Genomic DNA, 14361 nt, shown 5'->3' on the forward strand with positions numbered 1-14361 from the left:
TTCACTAGACTTCAATTCATCCTTCTATAAACGTTTTTTATACTTTATTCTTTAATCGATAAACATACGCTAAAATTTCAGCAATCGTTTTGAAAAATTCTTCGGGGACTGCATCGCCAACATCCGTTTGATCATAGAGAGCCCGCGCAAGTGGACGATTTTCAATCATCACGACCTCATGACTTTTAGCAATCGACTTGATCTTTTGCGCCATAAAGTCCACTCCGCTTGCAATGACATAAGGAGCATCCATCTTCGCTTCATCATATTTTAGTGCAATTGCATAGTGAGTTGGATTTGTAATGACAACATCTGCATTCGGTACTTCCTGCATCATTCTTGACATGGCCATTTCGCGCTGCTTCTGCTTAATTTTCCCCTTTATATGAGGGTCTCCTTCGATATTTTTGTATTCATCTTTAATGTCTTGCTTAGACATTCTAATACTTTTTTCAAAGTCAAATTTCTGATATAGATAATCAAGAAATGCTAAAAATAATAGAATAGCAGAGCCTGTTAAACCCATTTGAAGCACTAATTTCGAGATCGTCACAAGCGCTGCTCCTACCGTCTTTTGTGATAAAAGTAAAATTTCCGTATGGTTAATCCATAAAATTGAAAAGGTTGCAACACCTATCAAACCAACCTTTAGTAATGACTTTAATAGTTCAACAATAGCGCGCATGGAAAAAATGCGTTTGGCACCGCTAATTGGATTAATTTTATTCAAGTTTGGTTTCAACGATTCAGCTGAAATCAAAAATCCTACTTGCATAAAGTTTGCAATGAGAGCTCCTACAATGACAACGAGAAAAATAGGACCTACTGCAAGAGCAATCTTTGGAAGCAACTCCATTAAAATCGTAAAGACATTTGACTCCGTTACATCTTTTGCAAGATACTCTTGTAAACTATGAATAAGGAGCATTCGCAATTGTTCAAATAGATTCCCTGCACCAAAACTAAAATATAGGAAGGAAAGAAGAAGAATGATCGCTGTTGTAACATCCTGACTTTTGGCTACTTGGCCTTTTTTTCTGGAGTCCTGCCTTTTTTTCGGTGTCGCTTTTTCTGTTTTTTCTCCGGCAAAGAACTGCAAATCAAGTTTGATTTGCTTCATGTCACATTCCTCCTAAAACCCTCATCAAGCCTTGCATGAATGTTAGCATTTGCTCGAAAATCTTTTGAACGACCATCATCATACTTCCCATTACGATTGTGAGTAGCGCAAAAGAAGCAATGATCTTAATTGGAAAACCAATAACAAAGATATTAAGCTGCGGTACCGTTCGAGCGACAATGCCGAGCGCGATGTCCACGAGAAAAATGGATCCGACAATTGGCAGTGACATCTGAACAGCAATTAAAAACATCGTTGAAAAAGCAGTGATAAATTGCTTCGCAAAAAGGCCACTTCCTATATGAATACTTAGTTCATCTACCTTTATCATTTGATAACTATAATAGATCCCATCTATTAATAAATAATGACCGTTAACCGATAATAGAAATAGAAGGGCAATGATGTATAAATATTGACCCATAAGCGGGCTCTGTGTTCCATTTTGAGGATCGATTACATTGGCAATGGTAAATCCCATTTGGAAGTCGATAAGACCCCCAGCAATTTGAATGGCCATCATAACAAGGTAAGCAATTAAGCCAATACTTAGACCAACTAAGCATTCCTTTACAACAAGCATGATAAAAAGATCATCGAGCTGAATGTTAGGAAGCTTTACAACATTAATGACAATAAACGATAGTGAAACAGACAGGCCAATTTTGTGCGATGTGGGAATGTTTCGATACGAAAAAAGCGGTACCGTCACAAAAAAAGACGTAATTCGAACCAATACTAAAAGAAAGACGGGAATAATCTGTAGAATCTGCTCCATTTTCTACCCTATATACCGATACAGATTGGCGAATATGTCGTGTGTGAAACTAATCATTTTTGATAACATCCAAGGACCAAATAACACAATACCAAGCATAACCGCCACGATTTTCGGAATGAACGCAAGCGTCTGTTCTTGAATTTGTGTGGTCGCCTGAAAAATACTGACGATCAAACCTACTACAAGCGCGATCAATAATAGCGGTCCACATACAATTAGCACAGTGTAAATGCCCTTTTCGGCAATTGAAATTACAAATTCTCCACTCATTTATCTCACCTACGAAAAGCTTTGTAATAGTGATTTCACTACGAGGTTCCACCCATCCACTAAAACAAATAAAAGTATTTTAAAAGGCAATGAAATCATAACAGGCGGTAACATCATCATCCCCATCGACATAAGGACACTTGCGACAATCATGTCGATGACTAAAAACGGAATAAAAATCATAAAACCAATTTGAAAGGCGGTTTTTAACTCACTAATCGCAAATGCCGGTACAAGAGCCGTAAGCGGAATATCTTCTACAGACTTTGGTCGCTCTAATTTTGCATAATCAAGAAATAAAGCTAAATCCTTCTGCCTTGTATTTTTACTCATAAATTCCTTGAGCGGTACAGCAGCTCGGTCGTAGGCCTGATTTAGCGTGATTTTTTCATCGAATAACGGCTGCAGTGCCTCCTTATTCACCTGTGAGAGCGTTGGTGCCATCACAAAAAAGGTTAAAAACAATGAAAGCCCTACAATGACTTGGTTAGGCGGCATTTGCTGTGTCCCTAAGGACGTTCTTACAAATGATAAAACAATCACGATACGGGTAAAGCACGTCATTAAAATTAAAATACTTGGAGCAAGAGAGAAGACGGTGAGCAGTAGCAGCAGCTTAACTGTTGTCGATACGTTTCCTGGATCGCTTCCATTAAAAAGTTGCATTACATCATTCATACTTGTTCTCGTCCTTTTCTACATGCTCAAATGTTTGCTTACGCTTTTTGATCATCTCGTTCATTTCTTTTTTGAGCACTTGGTTAAACTTAGGCGTTTGTTCCGGCTTTTCTTTCAGAAACGGCCATTTGAACTGCCCTAACATTTTACTTGGCTCTATTGTCTGTTGATTTAGCTGACTATGTAACTCTATCAACTGTTCTTTCTCATCGCCCGTCACCTCTGATAGAAGTTGGACACTCTCTCCTACACCTAGCACAAGAAGGCGTTCACCAACCTTCACCACTTGAATGGAACGATTGCTTCCAAGAGCCGTTCCTCCCAAGTTCTGAATGAGTTTATTGGATCGTAACCCGTGCTGACGTTTGTTTAAAAAGCGAAGCAATAAATACAGCAGCGCGATTACAAACGCAAAAGCGAGAAACATCTTAAAAAAATCCCAACCAGAGACCATCTCGTTAGATGAGACTTCGTTCGATTCTCTGTCGGGAGTTTTCTTATCTTGACATTTATCTTTCGCTTCCACACATTCCTTCACCGTTTGATTTCCCTCCGCAAAAGCAACCCGAGGTGTAATCAAAAGCAGGCAGGAGAGGATGAGTATGACTATTTTTTTTATACGCATACTTGTCTCACCCTCTTTTATTCTGGCCTTAGCTTAACGTTTTTCCAATTGCTTCAAGCACACGGTCTGCTTGGAAAGGCTTCACGATAAAGTCTTTCGCACCTGCTTGAATGGCATCAATGACCATTGCCTGTTGGCCCATTGCTGAACACATAATGATTTTTGCATTTGGGTTCATTTTTTTAATTTCTTTTAGGGCTGTGATACCGTCCATTTCTGGCATCGTAATATCCATGGTCACTAGATCCGGGTTGTGCTCTTGATACTTCTCAATCGCCTGTGCACCGTCTGCTGCTTCAGCTACTACTTCGTAACCGTTTTTCGTTAAAATATCTTTAATCATCATGCGCATAAATGCTGCATCGTCAACAACTAATATACGTTTTGACATGTTGAATTCCCCCTATAACTAGCGTAGTTTATTTATTCGCTCGCGGCGACTGACAATATCCGTTACACGAACACCAAAATTCTCTTCAATGACCACTACTTCACCTTTTGCAATTAGCTTGTTATTAATTAAGATATCAACAGGTTCCCCCGCTAATTTATCCAATTCAATAATTGAACCTGGCGCTAGCTCTAAAATTTCCTGAATGGTCTTTTTCGTTCGCCCAAGCTCTACTGTCACCTGAAGCGGAATATCAAGCAGCATATCCAAATTACGTGATTCTTTTTCTGGTAGATTCATCGTTGGTTCAAAAGATGAAAATGTTGCAGCGCTAACGTCACGAGGTGGAGCTTTTGGTTTTTCTTGATAGGAGGTCACTGGTGCCGAAACCGGCGCATGCGCATCATAAGATTCATTCATTGAAGACACGTAAGCTTCAGGCTCTGTTTTTTGGCTATTGCTAGTCGAACTGGAACTTTCTGCTGTATTATTATAACTAGATTCGACAGAATTTTCATCATTATTTAACAAATCTTTTGTGAGACTTTTCGCAAATGGAAGCGAAAAAAGTTGCATAATGGACGAATCGATCAGCTCACCAACTCGTAATCGAAACGATATTCGAACTAAAATATCGTCCTGTGGAATGATATGAGCGCCTTCTCCTTCTAATAAATTAAGCAAATCTAAATTGGGCGGCGAAATATCAATTTTCTTTTGAAAGATGGATGACATCGACGTTGCTGCTGATCCCATCATTTGATTCATCGCCTCTTGCACGGCACTAATTTGAATCTCATTTAGTTCCATTGCTGCGGCAAGACCGTTGCCTCCAAGCATTAAATCAGCGATAATGGCTGCATCGCTTTGCTTGATAACAAGAAGATTTGATCCAGCGAATCCTTCCGTATACTGGACTTCAACAGCTACATATGGTTTGGGAAACTCTTCAGCTAATCCCGTGCGCATGATTAAGTCAACGCTTGGTGTCGTAATCTCGACCTTTTGATTAAGTAATGCTGATAGAGCGGTAGCAGAGCTACCAAAGGAAATATTCCCAATTTCACCCAACGTATCAAGTTCCATATCGGAGAAATATTCGTTCACATTTACCTCTTCTCCATTACTGTTCTCAGAGTTATCATCGTTTGCCGATCCGTTTAGCAACGCGTCTATTTCATCCTGTGTTAACATATTATCCTCACTCATCATCTGATTCCCCCTTTCTCCATTCTTCTATTACTTGTACGGCTAATTTTTTCCCCTTCATTCCTGGCTGCCCCATAAACTTAGGTGTCTCCCCTACTTTAATCGTTAACGGTTTTTGAATATCTTGATTTAGCGAAATCACATCCCCTATGTCAAGCTGAAGGAAATCGTCAATCGAAATATCCGTCTTTCCTAGCTCTGCTACTAGAGGGAGCGTTGCGAAACGAATTTTCTTTTCAAGCGTAGCCATTTCCTCAGAAGTTGGTTCTTTTTTGGCCGACTGCATCCAATAATGAACAGATAATTTCGGAATAATTGGCTCTAGGACGACATGAGGAATACAAATATTGATCATTCCTGACACATCACCAATCTGAACGTTTAACGTAATCACCACAACTGTCTCATTCGGTGAGATAACCTGTAAAAATTGAGGGTTAATTTCAAGATCCGATAAGATAGGGTCAATGCTAGCAATCTCTTCCCATGCTTCTTGAAAGCTATCAATGGCTTTATCAAAGAGATTCGTTAGCAATCTCGTTTCAATTTCCGTCAAGCTACTCACATTCGCACCAGATTCTCCCTGCCCACCTAAAATGCGATCGAGCATTGCATAAGCAATACTTGGATTGACTTCCATAATAATCTTTCCATCAAGTGGTGGCACATCAATAACGTTTAAAATCGTCATTTTCGGAACGGAGCGAATAAATTCCTCGTAAGGAAGCTGATCCGTTGTCGCAACAGACATTTGAATATATGTCCGTAGCTGAGCAGACAGATACGTTGTTAACAGTCGTCCAAAATGCTCATGAATACGCGTTAAGCTTCGAAGCTGATCTTTGGAAAAGCGGAGGGCCCTCTTAAAATCGTACACCCGAACCTTTTTTTGCGCCTCTTCGCTTTTTAACTGTTCTGCGTTCATTTCACCGGTAGACAGCGCGGATAAAAGAGCATCAATTTCATTTTGCGATAAAACATCGCCCGCCATTTTGTTCACCTCCTGCTTTTTTCCTTCTCATTATTTTATTGCAACATTTTGGAGGTTGTATAAACTTTTACCACGCGTCCATCCTGCATTAATTCATTCACTTTTGCTTTAATACGATCTTCTAATTGGACAACGCCACGGCTTCCTTGAAACTGAGCAGACTTCATATTTGATAATTCTTTAATGATAATATCACGCACTTGAAAATCACGCTTCGCTAGCTCATCTTTCGCATCGCTACTATCCGTTTGAATCTTGAATGAAATGCGAATAAAGCTGTCATCTAATAGATTGGTTGTAATATCAGTAACATCAACAGATGCATCGACAATTTCGTCAATGTTTGGATCTTTTGGACCCTCATCTCCTGACATTTTCATAATAATGATCACGGCTGCCGTTCCTACTAATGTTAAAGACAATAAAATAATGATCATAATATTAACTAATTTATTTTTGAACAACTGCTTATCCCTCCATGTCTTTCCGTGTTGCTACTATATTAATCTCCCGATAAAAATTGGTGATTCGTTTTACGACTTCTTCCAAACTTTCTTTTACAATAAACTTATCTCCGTTTGATAGAGTGATGGTCGTGTCTGGGAACTCCTCTACTTGTTCTATGTATAAGGCATTTAATGAAAATAATTTCCCATTTAATCTTGTCACTTGGATCATCAATATGCGGGTACTAAGCAACTGTCCGCTACTTAGTACCCTCCCTCCTTACTCTATCGTTTTAAGTTTACAAGCTCTTCTAAAATTTGATCAGATGTCGTAATAATACGCGTATTTGCTTGGAAACCACGCTGAGCAACGATCATATCGGTAAATTCCTCAGATAGGTCGACGTTCGACATTTCGAGCGCTCCTGCTACAAGTGAACCTGTTCCGCCTGTTCCTGGTTTAACTGGATTAGTGGTAGTAGGGGTACCTGAGTTATTAGAAGCACGATATAAATTTTGACCAGCTTTTTCTAAGCCTTCACTATTAGGGAATTTTGTCAAACCAATTGAGACGGCTGCAGTGCTCGCTGGAACTGTTGTTACACTCCCGTCTGCACCAATACTAAAACTTTGGGAATTGGGATCAATATTAATTTTATTTCCATTTGTATCGAGAATATGGAGACCATCGCTATTTACAACGTCTCCACCTTTATCGAGATAAAAGTTTCCTGAACGCGTATAATATCTTTGTCCATTGCCGTCTAGTAAAGTAAAAAATCCATCTCCAGAAATCCCTAAATCTAACGTTCTCCCTGTTGTTTGCAGACTTCCTTGTGTATTCACCGTATCAATTGTACTAATTTGTGAACCTAAACCGATCTGCTTGGCATTTGTTCCCCCAAGTGTAGCTGTCGGAGCACTAGAACCAGAGATTTGTTGACTTACTAAGTCTTTAAACGTCGTTCTTCCCTTTTTAAATCCGTACGTATTTACGTTGGCGATGTTGTTTCCGATTACGTCTAATTTTGTTTGAAAGTTTTTCATACCGCTAATTCCCGAGTACATTGAACGTAACATTCTTTCATTTCCCCTTTTATAAAATAGATGTTTTAGTAAACTGCTTCTGTCAGTCCGCAGTCCGTGCTTTCCTCTACAAGGTCCAGCGATTAGTCGATGACAATTGTTCCATTAATATTAGTAAATATTTGAGAAGACGCCTCTTTACGTTCCAGCGCCGTTATAACGGCATGATTTTTCGTGCTAACAATGAGCGCTGCGTTCTTCATTAAAACCAATGAATCGGTAATGCCCATTTTTTTCGCTTCTGCCATCTTTTTTTCAAGAAGCTGCCACTCTTCAGGCTGAATTTGAATATTGCGCGCTTGAATGCGCTGATCGGCGTGCTTGCTAATTTTTACTGGTTGAACCACTGACTCTAGCTCTTCTTTAAAAGAAGTGGCTACTTTTTTTGTCTGAGCTGTCAGATATGCAGGCGGTGTGTGAAACGGTCTAATGAAAGGCTTTTCCACTTCCACATCACCCATCCTTATCCACTAATTTTTATAATTTGAGCGGCCGTAAACGTCGTATCAGCACCGTCGTTTATGTGAAAAGAGGCCTTTCCACCTTGAAACGATACAGACCCTACGACAGCGGTATGCTCTTCATCAGCGCTGTCTTTCCACGTAACGGTTTTCCCAATAAGCTGACTCGCTTGCATCATATACGATTCGTCGGCTTTTTCATTAATTTGTGTAATGTCATTACCATTAATTTGCTCTCCGTTCATGAGCTGAAAAACAACGCCGCTACTCGTATATTGAATACCCTCGATGACGCCCGTTCCTTTTGTCGAATTCGTCGTTCCATCATCGTTTTTCGTCACTTTTTCATAAGCAATTTCTGAGCCAATAAACTGCTGATATTGAATGAGTGCGATTTGATCCTGCTGCTCGGCAAATTTATCAAATGATTTACTCATGTTGGTAATCTGTTCGAGCGTTGAAAAAGTCGCCATCTGAGCAATAAAATCTTTATCCTCCATCGGACTTGTTGGGTCTTGATTTCGAAGCTGGGTAATGAGAATTTTTAAGAAATCATCTTTTCCTAGCGCACTATTCCCCGTCGTAGGAGTTTGTTTTTGGTAATTTGATAGATAAGATGTTGGATCAATCGTATTTGCCACGTTTATCACCTACACTTTCGTATTTAAAAGAGCCTCCTGAAAAGTCGCTTCGAACTCTTCTAGAAGCGATTCCTCTTCTTGCTGAGGTTCACTTTGCTGATGCTTGCCTTCCTGTGAAGGATTCTGCCCCTCTTTAAATGTCTGGTCTGAAGTAAAAGGCTGGAATTGTTGCTGTACTTCTAGTTTATCGACTGCTAGGTGCTGATGTTGAAACGTTTGCTTTAGTGCCTGAAGCTGAGATTCAATTAACTCTTTTGCTTCAGATGTTGATGTCAGAATGCGTGCAACTAGCTGATCATTATGCTTCACCAGCTCAATCTGTAAATTACCAAGATGTTCAGGGTTCAATTTAATTAATAATCGTGAAGACTGTCCATTCGTTGTTAACGCACCTTTAGATAAAATCGCTTCAAAATCTTTTACGAACTCCGCAACTGTTCCCTCACTTTTAGTGGCGTTTGCTCCAACGTGAAGAACGAGCTGTTGCACTTTACTCATGTCCCCTTGCAGAATAGGCGTTTCGCTTACATCATTTTTTGTCTCACTGGCTGACATGTTCGTCACAATTGTTGGCATACGAAACGACTTAGATAAAAGCTTATTTTGTAGTACTTGACTCGAATTAACCGGGCTGCTTGGCATAATCTTTTCTTCTAGCACTTTTATAGCGCTTGAGACTTGTTCTTGCCATGTTTTAAAACCTGAATTTTTCGGGTAAAGCTGTTTTAGTGTCCCTTGACTTTGTTCCGTAGTGTCGGTGGTTGGAGATTGTTTAAACGGTTGCGCTGTTATTCTCTCTAACAATTGCTGAGCTTCTTGTGGCGTTTCAATCATTTTCATAACGGAATAGAGAGCCATTGTTTCTCGCTTTTGATCTGTTGAAAGCGTATCTCCGTTTCCACTCACCCAGTCCTTAACTTCTCCCTGTAAAATATTTAACATTTTCTTAGGGTCTTTGGATTCTGTAAATGTTCGTAAAACGTTCAATACGTTTTTAATAACTTCTTTATCATTTAATGAACTCAGCTTTTGCTCCACCTTTGACCATACTTCTTTTGTACTTTCTGGCTGTGAAAAAAGCACGCTAATCATTTGTAATAAGGCTGCACTATCAGTTGGTGATACAGATTCATCTTCCACGGGTTCGTTTTTCAATGCCTCTAAAAACTGAGCGAGCTCTTGCTGATCTTTTCCGCTATTTGCAACTTGTTGCTTTTCCGTTAAAGAATCCATATTCAATCCCTCTGTGACGGTATCACTAAACACCTGAGAAGGGACTTCTACTGCTTGACCTGAGTGAATCACGAATCCTTTTATTGCTTTGGCCAGTGCGTCCGTTTTTCCATCTTGTTCGGAAGAAGTGGCATTCAACAACAGCCCTTGAAATAGATTAGAAGGTGCTTTTGACGTGTCGTTTGAACTTCCCATTTGTCCATTTGTCAAAATGGACATTGTTCCATTAATCTCCATACACTCACCTCCTCCTTATTATGAAGTTGAAGAAGCTAATAAATTAACATACTTGGCGGCAACAGCCGGATCCATTTTTTCTAAAATGGAAGCAAGCTGAGTGCTGTCTAACTTTTTCATTAGGGTCAGCGCCTGCTGCTGATTCAGCTGCGCAAAAATAAGGGCAGCTTTTTTAGGTGTAATATCTTGAAATGTACTTAAAAGCTTTTGATCATCAGCTGAAGATTTTTGACCCGCTTTTGCCGCATCTTCTTTCTCTTGCTGCAATTTTTCAATCTGAGCCTTCAGTTGCCCGATGGTTGTATCTTTTTGATCGCTTGCCTGCTGCACTTCCGTCATTTTTTTATTTTGCTTGTCTAACGTTTTTTTCAAGCGATCAAACTCTTTTTGTTTCTCTGCTTCCGGAAGCTGTGCTGCAGATTCACCTTTATTATCGACCACTTTATTTAAAATCGGAGTATTTTGAGCAATTTCTCCAATTTTTTTATTCACGTCCACACCCGCAACGATCAAGATAATATACATAATAACTAACGTAAAAATAGTAGGGATCAAAAAGACAAAGAAAAAGAGCTGAACTTTACTCGTTTTGGTGTTTTCCTCTTCTACAACCTGTGATTTTTTCTTGCTCATCTCGTCACCTATTTTTCTTTCAACATATATTGCTGCAGTGATATTTCATCCATTTGCTTTGCTTCTGTTGACTTTTGAATTTCTTGATAAATATGAAAATCGTTTGCCTTCATTTTTTCATATTTCTTCATTTCAATATTTTTCTCTTGTAGCAAAAACTGCTTTGTTTGCATGTACTGGCGGGCTGAAATAACTTCTTTTTGGAGCCCTTCGATTAATCGCTCGGTTCGATCTAGAAAAGCCTGCACTTGTTTCAGTTCGGTGATGGACATGCCGTTCATCATTTTGCGATTGTATTCCTCTATTTGTTGCTCTTTGTGTTTCAATGCATCGTAAAGTCGCTGTCCGACCGTTTCAAATCGTTCTACTGCTTCATTGTATTCGTTTAAAATTCGCTCTTTTTCATTTTCTTTAATCGACATAATTTTAGAAAACTTAAACTGATACACCATATTTACTCACCCTTTCCAGCTATATTAGTCAGTTGCTCAACGCTCGTCTGAATGGAAATACGTTCATCCGTACCTTGTTTTAAAAAAGACAGAATGGCCGGATAGTAATCTATGGCTTCATCAATTTCTCTTGAAGATCCCTTTTTGTACGCTCCTATATTAATAAGATCTTCTGAATTAATATACGTTGCGAGCAAGTCTCGCAAACGATCAGCGCCTTGTCTATGAGGTGTTGTAACGATTTGATTCATCACCCGACTAATGCTTTTTAATACATTAATAGCGGGATACTGTCCTTTATTAGCAAGTGCTCTATCCAACACAATGTGGCCATCGATAATTCCCCTCACCGTATCAGCAATTGGTTCATTAAAATCATCCCCATCTACTAGAACCGTATAAAAGGCAGTAATAGAGCCGTGCTTATTTGTTCCCGTACGTTCAAGAAGGCGTGGCAGAATAGAAAAGACAGAAGGTGTGTATCCTTTTGTGGTAGGAGGCTCTCCGATGGCCAATCCTACTTCCCGTTGTGCCATTGCTACCCTCGTAACAGAATCCATCATGAACATGACGTTTAGGCCGCGATCGCGAAAATATTCGGCAATTGCTGTCGCGGTGTAGGCGCCTTTAATACGTAAAAGAGCCGGCTGATCAGAAGTCGCCACAATAACAATAGATCGTTTTAATCCTTCAGGCCCTAGATCTCTTTCAATAAACTCACGCACTTCTCGTCCGCGTTCTCCTATAAGCGCAATGACATTTAAGTCCGCAGTCGTATTACGTGCGATCATTCCCATAAGCGTACTTTTTCCAACGCCACTTCCTGCAAAAATACCAATCCGTTGTCCTCTACCAACAGTTAGTAGACTATCTATTGTACGCACCCCTACTTCTAATGGTTCATCAATAGGTGGTCTCTCGAGAGGATTTGGAGGGTTCTGATCAGTCAACACTGGCGTCATTCCAACTGGAAGTTCTTTTCCATCTAACGAATTACCGAGAGAATCCAAAACATGGCCAATTAAATCCGGTCCTACTTTTACCTGAAGAGGTTTAGAAGTCGCCTCTACGATACAGCCGGGAGCAATATCGCGAACAGACGTGTAAGGCATAAGCAACACAAATTCTTCCTTAAATCCGACTACTTCCGCTGATATACGCTGTTGTTTATTCTCTCTTGCACCGACATAGATATAGCACAAATCCCCAATGGATGCGGCTGGTCCTCGTGATTCAATCATAAGCCCGACTACTCTAGTGACTTTTCCGTAACGCTTGAACGAAGACAAATAGGGAATTTCACTGATTAATTGTTCAACCTTCATTTCCTTCAACATCCTTTAAAAGTTCCATCAGCTGCTGCTTTAACTCCTTCAATTGCACATCAATACTAATATCAATTTTCCCGAAAGAAGATTCAATGTAGCAAGCCTCTGCCTGAAGATCATCGCTAGGGTATAAGAATAGACTCGCTTCACCCGCTAAAAGCACCGTTAATTCATCTTTTCGCTCTAGCAAAAGTGGATAGTACTCTGGTGATAAATAGACTTGGATATTCTTATGGTCACGAACCTCTTTAATCGCTTTTTTTACAACAGATGAAAAGATATCAGGATTTAATTCAAGCTGCTGTGCCAAAATCTTTTCTGCCAGTGCAAAGCCTAAATTCAAAATCACTTCTTCAGAGGATTCCAAATATCGATTATATTCTACCTTTGTTTGGTCCACGATCTCCCTCGCCTGTTGAATAAGTTGTTGATACTGCTCAAATCCCGCCTGCTTCCCCTCTTCTATACCTAGCTGAAAGCCTTCTTCTCGTGCCTGCTCTACGAAACGACTGCGCTCCTCGAGCCATTGTTGCTTCTCTTGCTCAATGGCATGACGGCTTGTAGCCACGTAATCCTCTGCTTGTGTTCGGAGCATTTCTGCTTGTTCAGCCGCTTGTTGAAGCATAATTCCTGATGACGAATGCTCGCTCTGCTCATCTTCTTCTAACGTTACATCTTGATAGGAACGAAACGAACGAATTTCAATGGTTCTTTTTGCTGCATTTTCGTTTGTTTGATTATGCTTAATTACGTTAGACAATAATATCATCTCCACCGCCGCGGGCTACCATAATTTCCCCGCTGTCCTCTAAACGCCTAATAACACCCACAATACGTGACTGCGCCTCTTCGACATCTTTCAAGCGTACCGGTCCCATAAACTCCATTTCTTCTTGGAATGTTTGAACCATACGCTGTGACATATTGCGGAAAATAACAGATTTGACCTCTTCGCTTGCCACCTTTAGGCTCAGCAGCAGGTCTTCATTTTCGATGTCACGAATGACGCGCTGAATAGCTCTGTTGTCAAGGGTGACAATGTCTTCAAATACAAACATCCGCTTCTTGATTTCTTCTGCCAGCTCTGGATCTTGAATTTCAAGCGTATCTAAAATAAGCTTTTCTGTCGTACGATCCACTCCGCTTAACACTTCAACGACCGCTTCAACTCCACCTGTCTGCGTGTAATCTTGGGTAACAGTTGTGGAAAGCTTCCGTTCCAGAATTTGCTCAATTTCGTTAATGACTTCTGGTGCAGTACTACTCATCGTCGCAATACGTCTTGCAATATCTGCTTGACGCTCTTGAGGAAGCGATGATAAAATCATCCCCGCCTGCGCAGGATCTAAATAAGACAAGACGAGAGCAATCGTTTGCGGATGCTCATTTTGAATGAAATTCAAGATTTGCATCGGGTCTGCTTTTCTAGCAAAATCAAATGGTTTTACTTGTAAAGAAGAAGTTAGGCGATTTAAGATCATCGATGCTTGCTCGGCTCCTAGTGCCTTCTCTAAAATGGTTTTGGCGTACCCCACTCCACCTTGAGCAATATAGTCCTGCGCTAGGGCTATTTGCTCAAATTCTTCTATAATATCTTCTTTTACATCGGTTTCTACTTTTCGCATGCTTGAGATCTCAAGCGTTAATCGCTCAATTTCTTCTTCGCTTAAGTGCTTGTAAACAGAGGCTGAGACGTCAGGACCTAGCGATATAAGTAAAATCGCTGCTTTTTGCCTACCCGTCAGCTCTCCTTTTTTCTCTAATTTAGCCAATGCTTTC

Annotated in this window: 19 protein-coding genes; all 19 read right to left on the reverse strand. The window is 40.1% G+C overall.

Going from position 1 to position 14361, the window contains the following annotated elements; translation table 11 throughout:
• Positions 1–37: 37 nt before the first annotated feature.
• The gene (gene flhB, locus AMD01_RS12305; protein ID WP_053401691.1) at positions 38–1120 is read right to left on the reverse strand and encodes a flagellar biosynthesis protein FlhB; all 1083 of its coding nucleotides are present in this window, start codon (positions 1118–1120) and stop codon (positions 38–40) included.
• Position 1121: 1 nt separating this feature from the next.
• Positions 1122–1898, reverse strand: a complete 777-nt coding sequence (gene fliR / locus AMD01_RS12310; RefSeq protein ID WP_053401692.1) for a flagellar biosynthetic protein FliR — start codon at positions 1896–1898, stop codon at positions 1122–1124.
• Positions 1899–1901: 3 nt separating this feature from the next.
• The gene (gene fliQ, locus AMD01_RS12315; RefSeq protein WP_053401693.1) at positions 1902–2171 is read right to left on the reverse strand and encodes a flagellar biosynthesis protein FliQ; all 270 of its coding nucleotides are present in this window, start codon (positions 2169–2171) and stop codon (positions 1902–1904) included.
• Positions 2172–2180: 9 nt separating this feature from the next.
• Complete coding sequence (gene fliP, locus AMD01_RS12320; RefSeq protein ID WP_053401694.1) at positions 2181–2849, reverse strand: flagellar type III secretion system pore protein FliP; 669 nt, start codon at positions 2847–2849, stop codon at positions 2181–2183.
• Positions 2842–3303, reverse strand: coding sequence for a flagellar biosynthetic protein FliO (locus AMD01_RS12325; protein ID WP_169775959.1), 462 nt, complete (start codon positions 3301–3303; stop codon positions 2842–2844). Before AMD01_RS12325 ends, fliP begins: the two co-directional genes overlap by 8 nt.
• Before the next feature lie 199 nt (positions 3304–3502).
• Positions 3503–3865, reverse strand: a complete 363-nt coding sequence (locus AMD01_RS12330; protein ID WP_053401696.1) for a response regulator — start codon at positions 3863–3865, stop codon at positions 3503–3505.
• Between the two features lie 18 nt (positions 3866–3883).
• Positions 3884–5074 carry a flagellar motor switch phosphatase FliY gene (gene fliY, locus AMD01_RS12335; protein WP_053401779.1) on the reverse strand — a complete coding sequence of 397 codons (1191 nt, stop codon included), beginning with the start codon at positions 5072–5074 and terminating at the stop codon, positions 3884–3886.
• Positions 5067–6065, reverse strand: a complete 999-nt coding sequence (gene fliM / locus AMD01_RS12340; RefSeq protein WP_053401697.1) for a flagellar motor switch protein FliM — start codon at positions 6063–6065, stop codon at positions 5067–5069. Before fliM ends, fliY begins: the two co-directional genes overlap by 8 nt.
• Before the next feature lie 35 nt (positions 6066–6100).
• Positions 6101–6529 (reverse strand): flagellar basal body-associated protein FliL, encoded by a 429-nt coding sequence (gene fliL, locus AMD01_RS12345; RefSeq protein ID WP_053401698.1) that lies wholly within the window; start codon positions 6527–6529, stop codon positions 6101–6103.
• A gap of 4 nt (positions 6530–6533) precedes the next feature.
• A complete protein-coding gene (locus AMD01_RS12350; RefSeq protein ID WP_053401780.1) occupies positions 6534–6743 on the reverse strand; it encodes a flagellar FlbD family protein in 210 nt (69 codons plus the stop codon).
• A gap of 53 nt (positions 6744–6796) precedes the next feature.
• Entirely contained in the window at positions 6797–7591 is a 795-nt protein-coding gene (gene flgG / locus AMD01_RS12355; RefSeq protein WP_053401699.1) for a flagellar basal body rod protein FlgG, read from the reverse strand.
• 89 nt (positions 7592–7680) lie between these two features.
• Positions 7681–8043, reverse strand: coding sequence for a TIGR02530 family flagellar biosynthesis protein (locus AMD01_RS12360; protein WP_245638935.1), 363 nt, complete (start codon positions 8041–8043; stop codon positions 7681–7683).
• Between the two features lie 17 nt (positions 8044–8060).
• Positions 8061–8699 (reverse strand): flagellar hook assembly protein FlgD, encoded by a 639-nt coding sequence (gene flgD, locus AMD01_RS12365; RefSeq protein WP_169775960.1) that lies wholly within the window; start codon positions 8697–8699, stop codon positions 8061–8063.
• Between the two features lie 9 nt (positions 8700–8708).
• Entirely contained in the window at positions 8709–10169 is a 1461-nt protein-coding gene (locus AMD01_RS12370) for a flagellar hook-length control protein FliK (RefSeq protein WP_053401702.1), read from the reverse strand.
• Positions 10170–10187: 18 nt separating this feature from the next.
• The gene (locus tag AMD01_RS12375; RefSeq protein WP_053401703.1) at positions 10188–10802 is read right to left on the reverse strand and encodes a MotE family protein; all 615 of its coding nucleotides are present in this window, start codon (positions 10800–10802) and stop codon (positions 10188–10190) included.
• An 8-nt stretch (positions 10803–10810) separates the two neighbouring features.
• Positions 10811–11254: a flagellar export protein FliJ gene (fliJ, locus tag AMD01_RS12380; protein WP_053401704.1), complete on the reverse strand. Its 444-nt coding sequence runs from the start codon at positions 11252–11254 to the stop codon at positions 10811–10813.
• 2 nt (positions 11255–11256) lie between these two features.
• Positions 11257–12579 carry a flagellar protein export ATPase FliI gene (gene fliI, locus AMD01_RS12385; RefSeq protein WP_053401705.1) on the reverse strand — a complete coding sequence of 441 codons (1323 nt, stop codon included), beginning with the start codon at positions 12577–12579 and terminating at the stop codon, positions 11257–11259.
• The gene (gene fliH, locus AMD01_RS12390) at positions 12569–13342 is read right to left on the reverse strand and encodes a flagellar assembly protein FliH (RefSeq protein WP_053401706.1); all 774 of its coding nucleotides are present in this window, start codon (positions 13340–13342) and stop codon (positions 12569–12571) included. The genes fliI and fliH overlap by 11 nt, the downstream gene beginning before the upstream one ends.
• On the reverse strand, positions 13335–14354 hold the full coding sequence (gene fliG / locus AMD01_RS12395; protein WP_053401707.1) for a flagellar motor switch protein FliG: 1020 nt from the start codon (positions 14352–14354) through the stop codon (positions 13335–13337). Before fliG ends, fliH begins: the two co-directional genes overlap by 8 nt.
• Positions 14355–14361: the final 7 nt, after the last annotated feature.

The sequence above is a fragment of the Priestia koreensis genome (assembly GCF_001274935.1).
GTDB classification, from domain to species: Bacteria; Bacillota; Bacilli; order Bacillales; family Bacillaceae_H; genus Bacillus_AG; species Bacillus_AG koreensis.